A 15536-nucleotide genomic window follows, 5' to 3' on the forward strand; every position below is an offset into this window, starting at 1 on the left:
CGGAAAGATGGCCTGCTCGCAAGGGAGGGTCACGCCGTGCCGCAGGACAGCCAGCGCCAGATCGCCATCGACGACCTACGTCCGACCCAGCTCAGCGTCGGATACATCGAGGTCGACAAGCGCGTCGCCAAGATCAAGGCGATGAGCCCGGACAAGCTCGAGGCCTATCTCGACAAGAAGGCCGTGCCGGTCGTCAAGGGACCGGATCATGAGTATTACCTCACCGACCACCATCACCTGTGCTGCGCGCTGATCAAGGCCGGACAGAAGTCGGTTCGGATCGGCGAGGTGCGCGACTATTCGGATGTGGCCAAGGACGGCTTCTGGCCGAAGATGCGCGCCGACGGCTTCTGCTGGCCGATCGACGAGCACGGCAATCTTCGCCCCTATGCCGCGATCCCGCGTCGCTTCGAGGACATGACCAACAACGTCTGGCGCGACCTCGCGCGCGAGGTGCGCGACGTCGCCTTCACCGACGAGGATACGCCGTTCCAGGAGTTCATGTGGGGCGACTATTTCCGCACCTTCATGAGCGAGCGGCTGATCGGGCTCGCCTGGGATGCGGCCGTCGAGCTGGCGACCAAGGTCGCCGCGCTCGACGAGGCGCAGGACCTGCCCGGCTACGTCGGCAGTGCAGCCGGGGATCGCAAGAAGGTGCGCCAGCTCGCCAAGGACCGCGGTCTCGACCGCGAAGACAGCGACAGCTGAGGACGCCCGAGGCTTCTACCGGCGGATCGGTGTCGCGGCGCGGGGCTTCCCGTGCGCCACGCCGCCCCGATCTCTGCCTCAGCCGCCCTTCTCGGGCTGGGGCTTCTCGACCGGCACGAACTGCAGCGGCAGCGCCGTCGTGTACTTGATCTGCTCCATCGCGAAGGACGACGAGACGTCGGCGATCTCGATCTTGGCGATCAGCTTCTTGTAGAAGGCGTCATAGGCCTCGATGTCGGGCACGACCACGCGCAGCAGGTAGTCGACCTGGCCGGCCATGCGGTAGAACTCGGCCACCTCCGGCATCTGGCTGACCACCTCGGCGAAGCGCTTCAGCCAGTCGTCCGAGTGCTGGTTGGTGGTGATCGCCACGAAGGCGGTCACCTTGGCGTTGACCTGCTTGGGGTCGAGCACCGCGACCCGGCGCTGGATCACGCCGTCCTCCTCGAGCTTCTGGATGCGGCGCCAGCACGGGGTCGTCGACAGACCGACCCGCCGGCCGATCTCGGCGACGGGCACGGTGCAGTCCTCCTGGAGGATCTGGAGGATCTTGCGGTCGATACGGTCGATCATGCGGCACCTCGGCCCGAAGGCGGATCTTGAAGCTCTCGGGGCATTATTTTCCCGATTTCAGGCTCAAGTGGTGCGTCTGATTTCGCTCAAGGTCAAGCGTCTGCGCTGATATAAGAACGATTTTCCCTCAGCCCCCGCCATCCGCGCCAACGGAGATCAGTTCCCGCACCCTTGCGCGCAAAGCCGGTACGAGTTCGACCTCGAACCAGGGATTCCGTTTGAGCCAGCCGGAGTTGCGCCAGGACGGATGCGGCATCGGCAGCACGGCCGGACTGGCATCCCGGCCGAGGATCGCACGCCAGTCGGCGACGACATCGGAGACCGCACCGACCGCACCGAGGTGCCAGCGCTGGGCATGGGCCCCGATCGCCAGCACCAGCTCGACCCGCGGCATCGCCGCCAGCACCCGCGCGCGCCAGGCCGGCGCGCATTCCTTGCGCGGCGGCAGATCGCCGCCATGGGCGTCGAGGCCGGGAAAGCAGAAGCCCATCGGCACGATGGCGATCCGGCCCACGTCGTAGAACTCGTCGTCGGTGACCCCGAGCCACGCGCGCAGGCGATCGCCGGACGGATCGGTGAAGGGCGTGCCCGAGGCATGCACGCGGGTGCCGGGGGCCTGCCCGGCGATCAGCAGCCGCGCGGTCGTCGAGGCGCGCAGCACCGGCCGCGGCTCATGCGGCAGCGGTCTGCCGCGCGGATGCTCGACGCAGATCCGGCAGGCGCCGGCCGCGGCGACCAATGCGGCGAGATCCTCGGCCTCGGACGATGCGGGTGGGACGGACAACGGCGTCACCACGCAAACTCCGGATCGACATCGCCGCGCTTGGCCTTTCGGAAATCCTGCGGCCAGTCGAAGCCGCCGGCCCACAGGCCGCGGCGCGCGGCATGCGCCTCGGCTTCCTCCGCCGTGTAGCCGCCGTAGGCGACGGCCCAGCCGTCGCGGACCATGGCGGCGTTGAGCTCGACCGCGCCGGCACGGCAGACGGCGAGCAGACGGTGGTACTTGTCGCGCTTGCGACTCGCACAAGCGACCGGCCGATCTCCGATCAGGCCCGCGAGATGGCGCTTGGCCTCGGCACCACAGGGGTATGGCGCGTTCGCCTGCACGCAGGTCTGATCGAGCTCAGGCGCATCGATGCCGAGGAGCCGGATCCGCTCGCCGTCGATGAGGAGGCTGTCGCCATCGGAGACATGGACACGGCCGTCGATGCGGGTTTCCGGGCGAAACACATCGAGGCCGGGCAGCCGCGCGCGATGATGCGTGACGACGTAGAGGCCGGTCGCCACCAGACCGATCAGCGCCCAGGCAAAGCGCGATCCGCCGACGCCGAAGCGGCGCCGGCCGATGCCGGATGTCCCCGACGGGACAGTCCGGCGTCGAAAATTTAACCGAATTCCTGAGCCGGACATTAAGCGTTCCATGGCTATGGTGCCTTCCGGAGCGGGACGGCTCCGAAAGGCACGGCTGGTGCGGTTCAGATCCCAGGCTGAATCGGCCGCCGAAGCACACTCTAGAGCGAATTCCGGCCGGCGCGTGTCCGGCATGGATCGCCAGCATCGCAGACGGGTGGTTCGACCGAACCACTGGTGGGGACATCCGGCGTTCAGACGGCCGGAGACGAGGGACGAGGGATCTCGAGCGTGACGGAAGTCGCCGTCAGCCCCGGCGCGGACAAGACCGCGATCAACGCCCGCCGCGCCGAGCGGCGGCGGCAGGTCGCGCGCACGGTTCGCGATCTCCGCGAGAAACTCGCCGAGAGCGAGGGCGTCAAGCCGCAATTCGACTACGAACTGATGGTCGCGCATGCGACCCATCGGGTGCAGGCCGCGTTCTGGATCATCGGCCTCGTGCTGGTGATCGCGCTCGTCGGGAGCATGTGGACCGACAAGATGCTGATCGGCAGCTGGGTGGCGCTGGTCCTGTCGGCGCATCTGGTCGCGGTCATGTTCGCGCGCCGGTTCCTCAGCCTGGAGCGGCACGCGGTACGGCTCGCCGGCTGGCGCGGCCGGTTCGCGGCCGCCGACGCGCTGTTCGGTCTCACCTTCGCGCTGCTCTATCTGCTGCCCGCGACGCCGACCATCGCGACCGACGTCTTCCAGTTCTCCACCATGCTGATCGTGGTGGCGGTGACGGCGATGCTGGCCGCCAACGTGCCGGCGGCGATGCTCGCCGTGTCGATGCCGGTCACGGCGACGACGGGGGCGAGCTTCCTGATGCGCGGGCTTGCCGAGTCGGACCACGGCATCTCCTATCCCTTCATCATCTCGGTGATGGCGGTGGTGGCGCAGGGCTTCTTCATCCTGCTCGGCTACCGGCTGTTCCACGCCTCGCTCGGTGCCATCCAGGCGCGGGAGGAGAAGGACGCGCTGATCGCCGAGCTCGAGCAGGCCAATGCCATCTCCGACGAGAGCCGGCGCAAGGCGGAGGAGGCGAACTACGCCAAGAGCCGCTTCCTCGCCACGATGAGCCACGAGCTCCGGACGCCGCTCAACGCCATTCTCGGCTTCTCGGAGGTGATGCAGACCGAGATGCTCGGGCCGATCGGCAACGAGATCTACAAGGGCTACATCGACGACATCCACAATTCCGGCCGGCACCTGCTCGGGCTGATCAACGAGATTCTCGACCTGTCGCGCATCGAAGCCGGCCGCTACGAGCTCAACGAAGAGGCGGTCACGCTGCCCTATGTGGTCGAGGACTGCGCGCACATGATCGCGCTCCGGGCCCGCGCCAAGGGCCTGACCATCGTCGAGCACTACGAGGAGAGCCTGCCGAAGATCTGGGCCGACGAGCGCGCCGTGCGCCAGATCGTGCTCAACATCCTGTCCAACGCCGTGAAGTTCACGCCGCAGGGCGGCACGATCGCCGTCAAGGTCGGCTGGACGGCGGGCGGCGGCCAGTATGTCTCGATCCGCGACAACGGACCGGGCATCCCGGAAGAGGAGATCCCGGTCGTGCTGTCCGCCTTCGGCCAGGGCTCGATCGCGATCAAGTCGGCCGAACAGGGCACCGGCCTCGGCCTCAACATCGTGCAGGCGCTCGTGCAGATGCACGGCGGCAGCTTCGACCTCAAGAGCAAGCTGCGCGAAGGCACCGAGGTGACCTTCACCATGCCGAAGTCGCGCGTCATGGAGATCATGCCGCGGCTCGACGAGCGCCCGCAGCGCCCGGCCGAGACCGAGGCGCCCGCCGGGCCCGGCCGCGCCCGGTCGCGAGCCAGGAGATGCTCGACGCGATGCGCCGGCAGCTCGAACAGGCGCGTGACGCACTCGGCCAGGGGCGCGGCGACGACACCCGCGCCGTCGCCGAAGCCGGCCGCTGAGGGCACATACGGGAGAGCGGCCGCCTTTCGCGGCAAGACCGGCCCACACACATGCGAAAGCCCGGATCGCTCCGGGCTTTCGGCGTTTCCTGACGGTGCGTGTTCGATCAGGCGGCGGCGCCGGGGACGAAGCGGCCGTCGGTCTGGTCGAGACGGCGGCGGATCTGGGTCACGACCATGGAGTCGTCCGGCACGCAGTTCTCGTAGGTGAGGTATTCGCCGGCCTTGATCGGCTTCAGCACCTTGGCCTTCTCGGCGAGGCCGAGCGGCAGGGCGCCGGCGGCGCGCGCTTCCGACCAGTTCATCGCGAAGCCGCGATAGTCGGTCTCGCCGATCTTGCCGAGGCTCGCGCCGGCGCTCAGATCCTGCTTGGCGACCGCGATCGCCTCGGCAACCGGATAGTCGACCGGCTCCATGTCCGGGCGCTTGTAGAGCACGGCGCGGGCGGCCGACAGCGGCACCTCGAGGCTGGTCAGGTGATACGGGCGCAGCAGCGAGAAATACGGGCCCTTGCCGACCTTGAGGTCGATCATGCGCTCGAGCACGCGCGGGTGGCGCGTCTCGACCACGATGAACACGCCCGGCGCGACGCCCTTGCCGATCGAATAATCGACGACGCCCTTGTTGTTCAGCACGCCGCCGTCGGCCTTCGGGATCAGGACGTGAGCCAGCTCCTCGCGGGTCGCGGCCGGGCCGTGCATGCCGGGGACGTCGATCTTGAGGCCGGTCGCGTTGGCGATCGCGACCATCTCGATCATGGTCTTCGAGCCATCGACGAACTCGACCAGCATGCGCGGGTTCATGTTGCGGGCGAGCGCCTCGGCCTCGTATTCGGCCGGCATGGCGTCGAACTTCAGCGGGTTGTTCTTGCCCTTGCCGGCGGCGACGATGTCCATGCCGAGCGACTTGGCGAAGGCGATCAGTTCCAGCGTGCAGGCCGGCTCGTCGCCGGCGGCGCCGGTGTAGACCACGCCGGCCTTCTTGGCCTCTTCCTTGAGGAAGCGGCCGATGGTGATGTCGGCCTCGACGTTGAGCATGACGACGTGCTTGCCGTTCTTCATCGCCTCGAGCGCGAACAGCGTGCCGATGTTCGGGTTGCCGGTGGCGTCGATCACGACGTCGATGCGGCCGGCGGCGGCGAGCGCGTTGAGATCGTCGGTGATGGCGAGCTTGCCCGCCTCGATCGCCTTGTCGATGGCGCTCGCGGACGAGGCGTTGACGATGTCGTCGCTCGCGTGGCCGGCGAGCAGCGCCGCGTCGCGGGCCGCTTCGGTGCGGATCTCGGAGATCGCGCCGATGCGGATGCCCGGCATCAGCGCAACCTGCACGACGATATCCGTGCCCATCTGACCCGCGCCGGCGAGACCGACGGTGATCGGCCCGTGCTTCTCGGCCCGTTCCAGGAGTTCGGCGACAAGATGCGACATCGGATTTTCTCCTCGTGTTCCTCACCGGCTTCGCGCGGGTCGTGGAGCGGGTTCTATCCCGGTTCGTCCGGCGCGGCGATTGTGAACATTGTCTATGACACAGAGACAAATGTTTCAAGTTCGGAGTTGCACCGGTCCGTCGGGTCGGTGGCTCGCCCCTCCCCGGCCCGGCGGATCCGCGTGGATACCGCGAGCGGGGGCGACGCATTTCGGCAAACAAAAAGGGCGCCGGTCGGGCGCCCTTTCGCGATCTGCAGGCCGGCGACGATCTCACGCCGCGAGGCGCTCGGCCACCATCTGCGACAGCTTGGCGAGGTCCTTGGCGAACAGGCGGATGCCCTCGGCGAGCTTCTCGGTCGCCATGGCGTCCTCGTTCATCATCCAGCGGAACGCCTTCTCGTCCATGACGAGTTTCGCCGGCGTCGCGCGGGCCGCATCGGGGGCGAGACGGCGCTCGACCGGGCCGGTCTCCTTGTCCAGCGCCTCGAGAAGCGCCGGCGACACGGTCATCCGGTCGCAACCGGCGAGCGCCAGCACCTCGCCGGTGGACCGGAACGAGGCGGCCATGACAACGGTCTGGATGTCGTGCGCCTTGTAGTAGTCGTAGATGCCGCGCACCGACAGGACGCCCGGATCTTCATCCGGCGTGAAGGTGCGGCCCTCGGCCTTGACGTGCCAGTCCAGGATGCGGCCGACAAAAGGCGAGATCAGGAACACGCCCGCATCCGCGCAGGCGACCGCCTGGGCGAGCGAGAACAGCAGCGTCAGATTGCAGTCGATGCCCTCGCGCTGCAGGATCTCGGCGGCGCGGATGCCTTCCCAGGTCGAGGCGATCTTGACCAGGATGCGCTCGCGGCCGATGCCGCGCGCCTCATAGGCCGCGATCACCGCACGCGCCTTCTCGACCGTCGCACCGGTATCGAAAGAGAGATCGGCATCGACCTCGGTCGAGACGCGGCCGGGCACCAGCTTGGTCAGCTCGGCGCCGACGCTGACCGCCAGCCGGTCGCAGACGGCGCGACGCACCGCTTCCGCCGAGCCCGACGCCTTGCGCCCCCAGGCGACCGCCTCCTCGACCATCGGCTCATAGGCCGGCAAGGCCACGGCCTTGAGCACCAGCGTCGGGTTGGTCGTGCAATCGACCGGCTTGAAGGTGCGGATCGCGTCCACGTCGCCGGTATCGGCGACCACCGTGGTCATGGAACGCAGGAGATCGAGCTTGGAGGTGGTGGGCAAGGAGGTCATGGCAAGGTCTACTCCGGAAACGGACGGACGTTGTCTAACCCACCTCGACGGAACCGACGAGTCCCCATTTCAGAAAGAAACGCCATTTTCGGCATTTCTTTCGCATAACAGCCCATACATGTGTTCCCGCGACCAACGTGGTGCCTGGCACTCTCAGTCGCGGCGGAAGCCGCGGGTCAGTGCCGTCATGGTGTGGTGATTCGGGCAGTAGGCCTCGCTCTTCTCGAGCGCGGTGCCTTCGTCGAAGTCGTGCATGCAATTGGCTTTCGCCTGGCAGCGCGTGCATGCCGCCTGCATGTCGCGCAGCACCCCCGGGAGCCGCTCGGCGATGAGATCGAGGTCCAGCCCCTTGACCTCGGCCATGCGCTCCATGAGCCGTAACCCGCCGGGGCCGTGACCGGCGAGCTCGACGAGATCGGGGCCGGTGAGGCTCAGGTCGCGCGCCATATGGGCGAGTTCGACCGGATCGACGGCGGCGAGCTCGTCGAGCGACGCCAGCACCTGTCGTCGCTCGCGCCACCACTCGACCACCCGTTCCGCCACAGAATTCAGCGTCGAATCGTGATGCGACATGTCCCGTCCCTCCTTGTCAGAGAAAAGGCACGGGCCGACCCGCGATGTCGTTGAGAAACATCAAATAAGACGACAAACGGCTGCAATTTTGCAGCAAGCCGGGCGCTTCAGAGCATCTCGAGCATGGCGCGCGCGGTCTCGGAATCGACGCCGAGCGCGTTGACGATCCTGCCGGAACAGGCCGCGCGCAGCGCCGAGGCCTTGTCCGGACCGGTCGCGACCGCGAAGCGCAGCGGCGCGCGCGCCAGGCCGTCGAGGCCGATCGACAGTGTGCGGCGGTCGAACTCGGTCGAGACGACCTTGCCTTCGGCATCGAAGAACCGGCCACAGACCGTGCCGATGGCACCGCGGGCGCGGATGCGGTCGATAAAGCTCGGATCGATGACGCCATGGCGGAACACGGTCGCGCGCGGCGACAGCGTGCCGATGCCGACCAGCGCGATCGACATGCGCTTCATCAGGTCGAACACGGTCTTCACCGCGCTCGTCTCGCGCAGGTGCTGCGCCGAGACGTCGTCCTCGACGATCGCCGGCACCGGCAGCTGCCAGGCACGCCCGCCGAGCCCCGCCGCCAGCGCGCGACAGACTTCGCTCGAATGGCTCGGGATCTGCGGCGCGCCGACGCCGCCGATCAGCGACACGACGTCGACATCCGACGACCGCGCACGGCGCATGGCGGCCGCGACCGCCGCGACCGTGTCGCCGTCCGACACGCCGATCACCGCGCCGGGCGCGATCCGCTCCTCGATCGCGCGGGCGACGGCCTTGCCGAGCAGGTCGTAGGGACTTTCTTCCGGCCCGCGCGGCTGCACGACGATGGCGGTGTCGAGATCGAAGCGGCGGACCAGGCGGCGCTCGGTCTCGAAATCGCGCAGGCCATAGGGTGTGATCTGGATTTCGACGAAGCCTAAGTCCATCGCCGCCTTGAGCGCGCGCGACACGGTCGATTCCGAGATGCCGAGCACGCGGGCGATCTCGTTCTGGGGCAGGCGCTGGTCGTAACGCATGCGCGCGATCTGAAGGATGATCTCGTCGTCGCGGCGGTTACGGGCCATGATTCTCGCGCACTCGTGAAATGTCTTTTCGGTGACTACCACATCGCGCGCCCCGGCGCGAGACGGGCCGCCGCAGCGGGACCGGCCGGCATGCAGGCGCGCGCGGCGCAGGTCGGGGACGTCGCAAAATAGACAAGGACGCTGCCCAAGTTGACCGTGCCCGTCGCGCGTCCGGCCCCGCGCGCGGACGGCCGGAGGAGATCCCCATGCGTTCGCCGACGCCGCGTCCGTCTCTCGCGCCGATCCTTCGACGATCGCCGCCGCGCCCGTGTTTTGCCCTCGCCATCGCCGCGACACTGGCGCTCGTACCGATCGCGCCGCCCGCCTTCGCCGCCGAGACACCGGCCGGCCAGGGCGCGAATGGCCAGGGTGCGAACGGCCAGGGTGCGCCGCAGGTCGCCAACCCCGTTGAAGACTTCAACCGCACGCTCGGCGACGTGAAGCGCAACCTCGGTTCGCTGACCGGCCGGATCGAGCAGTCGACGCGCGAGATCGAGAAGCAGACCGCGCCCGACGCCGCCAAGAAGGATCTGGCCGAGCTGCAGGCGCTGATCGCCGAGGCGCTCGGCGCCGTGTCGGACAATGGCGCGGTCGCCACGCTGGGTCAGAAGGTGATCGACTATTCGCGCGCCAAGCAGCGCCAGATCGAGGCCGAGACGCGCTTCTCGGCCGAGGAGCGGCAATATCTGCTCGGCGAATGGAACCGGATCGGCACCGAAGCCAAGAAGGCGACCGACGATCTCACCAATGCACGCGGCGAATTCACGAAACTCCTGAAGACCGTGCAGACGCGCAGCGACTACATCGAAGAACTGCAGGCGCTCAACAACGCCGAGCAGATGCTGCAGGTGATCCGCCGCCTCGCCGACGACATCCGCAACGCCTCCTCGGCGCTCAAGGGTTTTATTCAGGCCGTCACGCCGCCCGAGCCGGGGACGTGAGGCGATTTGCGCGCCGCGGGTCCGGGGCCGGCGCACCGGCGGCGGCTTCCGGCGGCCGATGTCGCGGCCGCGATGCCGGTTCGGCCGAGGGCGGGGTCCGCGCGGCGCGGGCGGACCATGGCCGGAGCGCCGGCGCGGCCGAAGGTTCCGGCGCGCTTTCGCGTCGGCGCGTCTCGGGCTAGAGCACGGATGTGAACTTGGCGGATGACGGAATGACGGCCGAGCCCCTCACGGACGCGATCCGATCGCGGCATGATCGTCCCCGGTACGGTCGCCCCCGGTACTGTCCCCCGGGCGCGGCGCCCGCGCGCGGGCCGCGGCGCCGGCGCTCGCGGCGGCGCTCGCCATCGCGCTCGGCGGCTGCCAGCTCACCGACGAGACCGGCTTCGTCGAAGTCAAACGCCAGTTCGCCCCACCGCCCACGGGCGTCTTCCGCCTCAACGGCGAAGACATCCCCGGCATCGCCACCGCCGGCCCCGCCGCAACCACGGTCGTCCGCCAGAAGACCGGCGCGATGCGCATCGACTTCATACGCGACGGCCAAGTCTACGCCTTGTGCCGGTTCGATCTCCGGAAGAACCGGATCGTGACGGTGACACTTTATTTGGAAGCGCGGGAGATCAGGTGCGGGGTGGCGGGGTAGGTCCGAGGTATCAACTTGCAATGGCAGATTCCGACGCACAGCCGCAGCAGCACCGACCCTCCCTTGCTCAAAAATCGTCCCAGCTCCAACTACAATGGCGATATGTGCACCGGACGGCATCTCGTTGACGCGAGCGCCCCCTACGATAGAATGCCAATTAAATACCAACTCAAGGCAGCACGCCATGGGACAGATAAAACCTGAAGTCGAATCCGGCCACCTTTTACAATTCCCGCAAGAGCGTCGACTGTTGCGTCCATTTCTGACTTGCTTCGATATAACCTGGGCAAAACAACATAGAGCATACAACACCGATCTATCGATATACTTTTTAAGCCCAGAACGATTTATTAAGGAACAATTTGGATTTGACCAAGAGATTATTCTTGCTATTTCTCACTATAAATCAATCCAACCACGTTCCATTCAAGCCATCGACTCAGCTATCGACAGCAGCCCGGCAAAGGGGCGTGTTGATCAATGGCTATTCTTTATTATTACAAATGATCCCGATGGCGTAGCATGGATTACCGAGTACAGATCTAAAAACCCACAATCCCGAATCCCAATCGCCTTACAGTGGGACGAGGTATCAGATGCAAGCGATAGCTGGTACTTACGAAACAAGCTTGCCGCCCAGCTATTCGCCAGAGACTTATTCGACTACAAACTTCCAATCGACTCCGATTTGTTTTTCTTTGGACGAGACGCCGTAGTAGCTGAATTTATCGACGCCACTAAACAATCTCAAAATCGCGGCCTATTTGGGCTACGAAAAACCGGCAAGACCTCGATATTATTTAAAATAAAGAGATTAAGCGAGCGCGACGCAATTTCCACCTTCTACTACGATTGCAAGGCCCCATCTATTCGAAATCTCAAATGGAGCGAACTTTTGTCAAAAATTGTGAAAGATATAAATGAACAATTTCGAATACCCCCCAATAAAAAGAGCACCCACCCCTCGGATGATTTCACATATTCGGTCAAGATAGCATCAAAGCAAAAGAAACTTTGCCTCATATTTGACGAGATTGAATATATATCACCACTCTCGACCCTTGATACACACTGGAAGACTGACTTCATTCCCTTCTGGCAAACACTGTGGGCGACCCAGAGCGAGCATCGCCAACTTTCATTTATAATCGCCGGTGTAAATCCAAGCTGTGCCGAAATAGATACGCTAGATGGCGTTCAAAACCCAATGTTTGGAATCGTGAAAACACAATATCTAATCGGATTCAAGGAATCCGAACTACGATCTATGTTGCTTTATTTTGGAAAACGAATGGGGCTAAAATTTGATGAGAATAGTGTTCGTTATTTGTTTACTAGGTACGGCGGACATCCACTCCTAACGCGCATGGCCTGCTCCCATTACAACAATCATCTTCTCTCAATTAAATCGGAACGGCCAATTACAATAAATCAGGAACAGCTACGTCTCTCGGAGAACGAGCGGGATGAAGAGATTGTGTTTTATTGTAAACATATTGTATCAGAATTGAAGCAATTTTATCCTATTGAATATGAAATGCTGGAAATGCTTTCGTCCGGAAACCTTGTAGACTTCCTGTATTTAGCTCAGGAGCCTGAATATACGCGCCATCTCCGAGGCTATGGACTCCTAGAGTTTTCGAACAGATTGAGGCCATCACTTAAAATTCCTGTAGTTAGCAAGTACATCTTAAGCGAGACAGCTCGCGAACGTGGAGCCTCATCTGGAAAATACGTCGTTCAAACCAAACGCAGAGAGGAATGGCTTCAAGGTCGACTGAAAAGCATTACTCAGGAAATGCGTACACTGGAAAAAGTCCGCGAAAATGCGAATTTGCCACATATATATGGGCCTCACTCGTATCCAGAGGCGGAAAAATTTTGCAATTGCAAACTTGTAACTGATGAAGCGGAATTTTTTACCTTCATAAACTCGGCAAATAGATCGCTCGTCGAGCCGATTGATAACTTCGGGAAAAAGTCCCATGATCCGCAATACTTCTGGTCAACATTTAAGAAAGCGTATCCAGATCTATGGCGCGCGCTAGCACGGATAAAAATATACAGGAACAATGCTGTCCACTCGGATATGAACAACTCCGCGCAACACCTATACCAAGCTTTCATTCAGGAGGACTTAGACGAAAGATCCATCGACAGGATAGACGATCCGTACTTTCGCCTACAACAAGCAGTTCTCGACGGCTTGGTAATAGCAATTCAGTACGAACTAGTACGCTATAGTTGATCGATACGGATCACCGCCCCCGTCGCTTCCCTTTCCCTCGGCTCCCCGCCGTCCCCGCCGCCGTGCTCGGCGGCGGGCGCTTCGGCAGGTCGCCCGTGCCCATCGGCACTTCCGTCCGGCCGACCGTCATCTCGTCGAGCGAATTCTTGCGGGCCCGGCTCGGCGGCAGGTTCGCCGCGGCGCCGTATTTGCGTTCGCCGCCGAAGCCGCCGGTGGCGTCGTCGAGGGCGCTCTGGCGGGTGATCGGGTCGTCGGAGACGAGCAGGTCGGTCTCGCGCAGACGCTTCACCTCGTCGCGCAGGCGCGCGGCGGTCTCGAATTCGAGGTTGGCGGCCGCGTCGCGCATGCGCTTTTCGAGGTCGGCGATGTGGGCCGCCAGATTGTGGCCGACCAGATGGCCGTCCTCGGCGAAGCCGGCGTCGACCGTGACGTGGTCCTGCTCGTAGACCGAGCCGAGAATGTCGGAGATCTGGCGCTTGATCGTCTCCGGCGTGATGCCGTGTTCCTTGTTGTAGGCCTGCTGCTTCTCGCGGCGCCGGTTGGTCTCGGCGATGGCGCGCTCCATCGAGCCGGTCATGCCGTCGGCATAGAGGATCACGCGGCCGTCGACGTTGCGCGCCGCGCGGCCGATGGTCTGAATCAGCGAGGTCTCCGAGCGGAGAAAGCCCTCCTTGTCGGCATCGAGGATCGCGACCAGCGCGCATTCCGGAATGTCGAGGCCCTCGCGCAGCAGGTTGATGCCGATCAGCACGTCGAAGGCGCCGAGGCGCAGGTCGCGGATGATCTCGATGCGCTCGAGCGTCTCGACGTCGGAATGCATGTAGCGTACACGCACGCCGTGCTCGTGCAGGTATTCGGTCAGGTCCTCGGCCATGCGCTTGGTCAGGGTGGTGACCAGCGAGCGATAGCCGCGCGCCGCGACCTGGCGCACCTCGTCGAGCAGGTCTTCGACCTGCTTGGTGGCCGGGCGGATCTCGATCTCGGGATCGATCAGGCCGGTCGGGCGGATCACCTGCTCGGCGAAGACGCCGCCGGCCTCCTCCATCTCCCATGAACTCGGCGTCGCCGAGACCGCGATGGTCTGCGGCCGCATGGCGTTCCATTCCTCGAAGCGCAGCGGCCGGTTGTCCATGCAGGACGGCAGGCGGAAGCCGTATTCGGCCAGCGTCGCCTTGCGGCGGAAGTCGCCGCGATACATGCCGCCGATCTGCGGGATGGTGACGTGGCTCTCGTCGGCGAAGACCAGCGCGTTGTCGGGCAGGTATTCGAACAGCGTCGGCGGCGGTTCGCCGGGCCGGCGGCCGGTCAGATAGCGCGAGTAGTTCTCGATGCCGGCGCAGGAACCGGTCGCCTCGAGCATTTCGAGATCGAAGGTCGTGCGCTGGTCGAGCCGCTGCATCTCGAGCAGGCGGCCGGCCTGCTCGAGCTCGACCAGCCGATGCTTGAGCTCGGACTTGATCGACTGGATCGCCTGCTGCAGCGTCGGCTTGGGCGTCACATAGTGCGAGTTGGCGTAGACCTTCACGAACTTCAGGTTCTGGGTCTTCTGGCCGGTCAGCGGGTCGAACTCGACGATCGACTCGACCTCGTCGCCGAACAGGCTGATCCGCCAGGCGCGATCCTCCAAGTGGGCCGGAAAGATTTCGACCGTATCGCCGCGGACGCGAAAGTTGCCGCGCTGGAACGCCGCGTCGTTGCGCTTGTATTGCAGCGCGACGAGGTCGGCGAGCAGCTGGCGCTGGTCCAGCCGCTCGCCGACCTCGATGCCGAAGGTCATGGCGGTGTAGGTCTCGACCGAGCCGATACCGTAGATGCAGGACACCGAGGCGACGATGATGACGTCGTCGCGTTCGAGCAGGGCACGCGTCGCGGCGTGGCGCATGCGGTCGATCTGCTCGTTAATGGAAGATTCCTTCTCGATGTAGGTATCCGAACGCGGGACGTAGGCCTCCGGCTGGTAATAGTCGTAGTAGGAGACGAAATACTCGACCGCGTTGTTCGGGAAGAAGCTCTTGAACTCGCCATAGAGCTGGGCGGCCAGCGTCTTGTTCGGCGCGAGCACCAGCGCCGGGCGCTGGGTGCGCGCGATCACCTGCGCCATGGTGAAGGTCTTGCCGGAGCCGGTGACGCCGAGCAGCACCTGCATGCGCTCGTCGCGCTCGACGCCCTCGACCAGTTCGGCGATGGCGGTCGGCTGGTCGCCGCGCGGCTCGTACTCGGACACGAGCTCGAAGCGGATGCCGCCTTCGGACTTCTGCGGCCGTTCGGGCCGATGCGGGGTCCAGAGCTTGCCGTCCTTGAACAGCGGATTGCCGCTCTCGATCAGCGCCTTCAGCGCCTCGACGGTCGCTGTGGCGCCGCCCTTGGGCATGGCCTGCGCCTCTTCGAGCGTCAGGTCCAGGCCGGCGATCGGATTGAGGCCGCTGCGCACCCGCTCCTTCGGCGAGGCGGCGCCGTCGGCGCCGCGACCGCGGCCCGCGGGGCGCGCCTTGTCGGCCGGCTTCTCGGCCTTGGCCGCCTTGGCTGCCTTCGCCGGCTTCTCGGCCATGGCCTCGACCGAGATCTCGCGCGCCCAGTCGCCGATCGAGCCGGAGAGCGGCACCGCGCCGACATCGTAGCCGGCTTGCGGCGCCTCGCCGAAGCCCGGCGGATGCGGATCGGCACCGCTGTCGGTCAGACCGGTGCGCGCGGGGTCTCCCACGGCGCCTCGCCACCGAGATCGGCGTCGGACGCCGGTTCGGCGGCTGCGGAGGCGTCGAGATGGGCGGTGAGCGGACCGCGCCGACGCGACGCGGAGCCA

13 protein-coding genes are annotated in these 15536 nt (G+C 64.9%); 4 read left to right on the forward strand and 9 right to left on the reverse strand.

Annotated features, from left to right (window positions below; genetic code table 11):
- Positions 1 to 36: 36 nt before the first annotated feature.
- On the forward strand, positions 37 to 708 hold the full coding sequence (locus ABS361_11885) for a ParB-like protein (GenBank protein ID XBY42823.1): 672 nt from the start codon (positions 37 to 39) through the stop codon (positions 706 to 708).
- A gap of 78 nt (positions 709 to 786) precedes the next feature.
- Here ABS361_11885 and ABS361_11890 read toward each other — a convergent pair whose 3' ends face one another.
- The 3 genes from ABS361_11890 to ABS361_11900 all read right to left on the reverse strand — a co-directional run bounded on the left by ABS361_11890 (position 787) and on the right by ABS361_11900 (position 2703).
- Positions 787 to 1278, reverse strand: a complete 492-nt coding sequence (locus tag ABS361_11890; GenBank protein ID XBY46882.1) for an Lrp/AsnC family transcriptional regulator — start codon at positions 1276 to 1278, stop codon at positions 787 to 789.
- Positions 1279 to 1408: 130 nt separating this feature from the next.
- A complete protein-coding gene (locus ABS361_11895) occupies positions 1409 to 2020 on the reverse strand; it encodes a uracil-DNA glycosylase family protein (GenBank protein ID XBY46883.1) in 612 nt (203 codons plus the stop codon).
- 50 nt (positions 2021 to 2070) lie between these two features.
- On the reverse strand, positions 2071 to 2703 hold the full coding sequence (locus tag ABS361_11900; protein XBY42824.1) for a thermonuclease family protein: 633 nt from the start codon (positions 2701 to 2703) through the stop codon (positions 2071 to 2073).
- A 219-nt stretch (positions 2704 to 2922) separates the two neighbouring features.
- On the opposite strand from ABS361_11900, the gene ABS361_11905 reads away from it, so the two are divergent.
- Positions 2923 to 4815 (forward strand): ATP-binding protein, encoded by a 1893-nt coding sequence (locus tag ABS361_11905; protein XBY42825.1) that lies wholly within the window; start codon positions 2923 to 2925, stop codon positions 4813 to 4815.
- Here the strand turns inward: ABS361_11905 and ABS361_11910 are convergent.
- The 4 genes from ABS361_11910 to ABS361_11925 form a co-directional block, all read right to left on the reverse strand.
- Positions 4712 to 6031 carry a homoserine dehydrogenase gene (locus tag ABS361_11910; GenBank protein ID XBY42826.1) on the reverse strand — a complete coding sequence of 440 codons (1320 nt, stop codon included), beginning with the start codon at positions 6029 to 6031 and terminating at the stop codon, positions 4712 to 4714. The genes ABS361_11905 and ABS361_11910 overlap by 104 nt on opposite strands.
- A 270-nt stretch (positions 6032 to 6301) precedes the next feature.
- Entirely contained in the window at positions 6302 to 7276 is a 975-nt protein-coding gene (gene tal, locus ABS361_11915; protein ID XBY42827.1) for a transaldolase, read from the reverse strand.
- A gap of 153 nt (positions 7277 to 7429) precedes the next feature.
- The gene (locus ABS361_11920) at positions 7430 to 7849 is read right to left on the reverse strand and encodes a DUF6455 family protein (GenBank protein ID XBY42828.1); all 420 of its coding nucleotides are present in this window, start codon (positions 7847 to 7849) and stop codon (positions 7430 to 7432) included.
- Between the two features lie 107 nt (positions 7850 to 7956).
- Positions 7957 to 8904 carry a sugar-binding domain-containing protein gene (locus tag ABS361_11925; protein ID XBY42829.1) on the reverse strand — a complete coding sequence of 316 codons (948 nt, stop codon included), beginning with the start codon at positions 8902 to 8904 and terminating at the stop codon, positions 7957 to 7959.
- A gap of 206 nt (positions 8905 to 9110) precedes the next feature.
- Here ABS361_11925 and ABS361_11930 point away from each other — a divergent pair, with 206 nt between their 5' ends.
- Positions 9111 to 9845 carry a hypothetical protein gene (locus ABS361_11930; GenBank protein ID XBY42830.1) on the forward strand — a complete coding sequence of 245 codons (735 nt, stop codon included), beginning with the start codon at positions 9111 to 9113 and terminating at the stop codon, positions 9843 to 9845.
- Between the two features lie 178 nt (positions 9846 to 10023).
- Here ABS361_11930 and ABS361_11935 read toward each other — a convergent pair whose 3' ends face one another.
- Positions 10024 to 10389 carry a hypothetical protein gene (locus tag ABS361_11935; protein ID XBY42831.1) on the reverse strand — a complete coding sequence of 122 codons (366 nt, stop codon included), beginning with the start codon at positions 10387 to 10389 and terminating at the stop codon, positions 10024 to 10026.
- A gap of 283 nt (positions 10390 to 10672) precedes the next feature.
- Between ABS361_11935 and ABS361_11940 the strand changes: the two genes are divergently transcribed.
- Positions 10673 to 12736 carry a hypothetical protein gene (locus ABS361_11940; protein ID XBY42832.1) on the forward strand — a complete coding sequence of 688 codons (2064 nt, stop codon included), beginning with the start codon at positions 10673 to 10675 and terminating at the stop codon, positions 12734 to 12736.
- 10 nt (positions 12737 to 12746) lie between these two features.
- Here ABS361_11940 and uvrB read toward each other — a convergent pair whose 3' ends face one another.
- Positions 12747 to 15284: an excinuclease ABC subunit UvrB gene (uvrB, locus tag ABS361_11945; GenBank protein XBY46884.1), complete on the reverse strand. Its 2538-nt coding sequence runs from the start codon at positions 15282 to 15284 to the stop codon at positions 12747 to 12749.
- Between the last annotated feature and the right edge of the window lie 252 nt (positions 15285 to 15536).

This window comes from Ancalomicrobiaceae bacterium S20 (assembly GCA_040269895.1).
Lineage (GTDB): Bacteria > Pseudomonadota > Alphaproteobacteria > Rhizobiales > Ancalomicrobiaceae > Methyloraptor > Methyloraptor flagellatus.

Bases quoted from the DNA above. Each gene is read 5' to 3' on its own strand.
- ABS361_11920 (XBY42828.1), bottom strand. From the start codon at position 7,849: ATGTCGCATCACGATTCGACGCTGAATTCTGTGGCGGAACGGGTGGTC.
- ABS361_11900 (XBY42824.1), bottom strand. From the start codon at position 2,703: ATGGAACGCTTAATGTCCGGCTCAGGAATTCGGTTAAATTTTCGACGC.
- uvrB (XBY46884.1), bottom strand. From the start codon at position 15,284: ATGGCCGAGAAGCCGGCGAAGGCAGCCAAGGCGGCCAAGGCCGAGAAG.
- ABS361_11940 (XBY42832.1), top strand. From the start codon at position 10,673: ATGGGACAGATAAAACCTGAAGTCGAATCCGGCCACCTTTTACAATTC.
- ABS361_11925 (XBY42829.1), bottom strand. From the start codon at position 8,904: ATGGCCCGTAACCGCCGCGACGACGAGATCATCCTTCAGATCGCGCGC.
- ABS361_11930 (XBY42830.1), top strand. From the start codon at position 9,111: ATGCGTTCGCCGACGCCGCGTCCGTCTCTCGCGCCGATCCTTCGACGA.
- ABS361_11910 (XBY42826.1), bottom strand. From the start codon at position 6,031: ATGTCGCATCTTGTCGCCGAACTCCTGGAACGGGCCGAGAAGCACGGG.
- tal (XBY42827.1), bottom strand. From the start codon at position 7,276: ATGACCTCCTTGCCCACCACCTCCAAGCTCGATCTCCTGCGTTCCATG.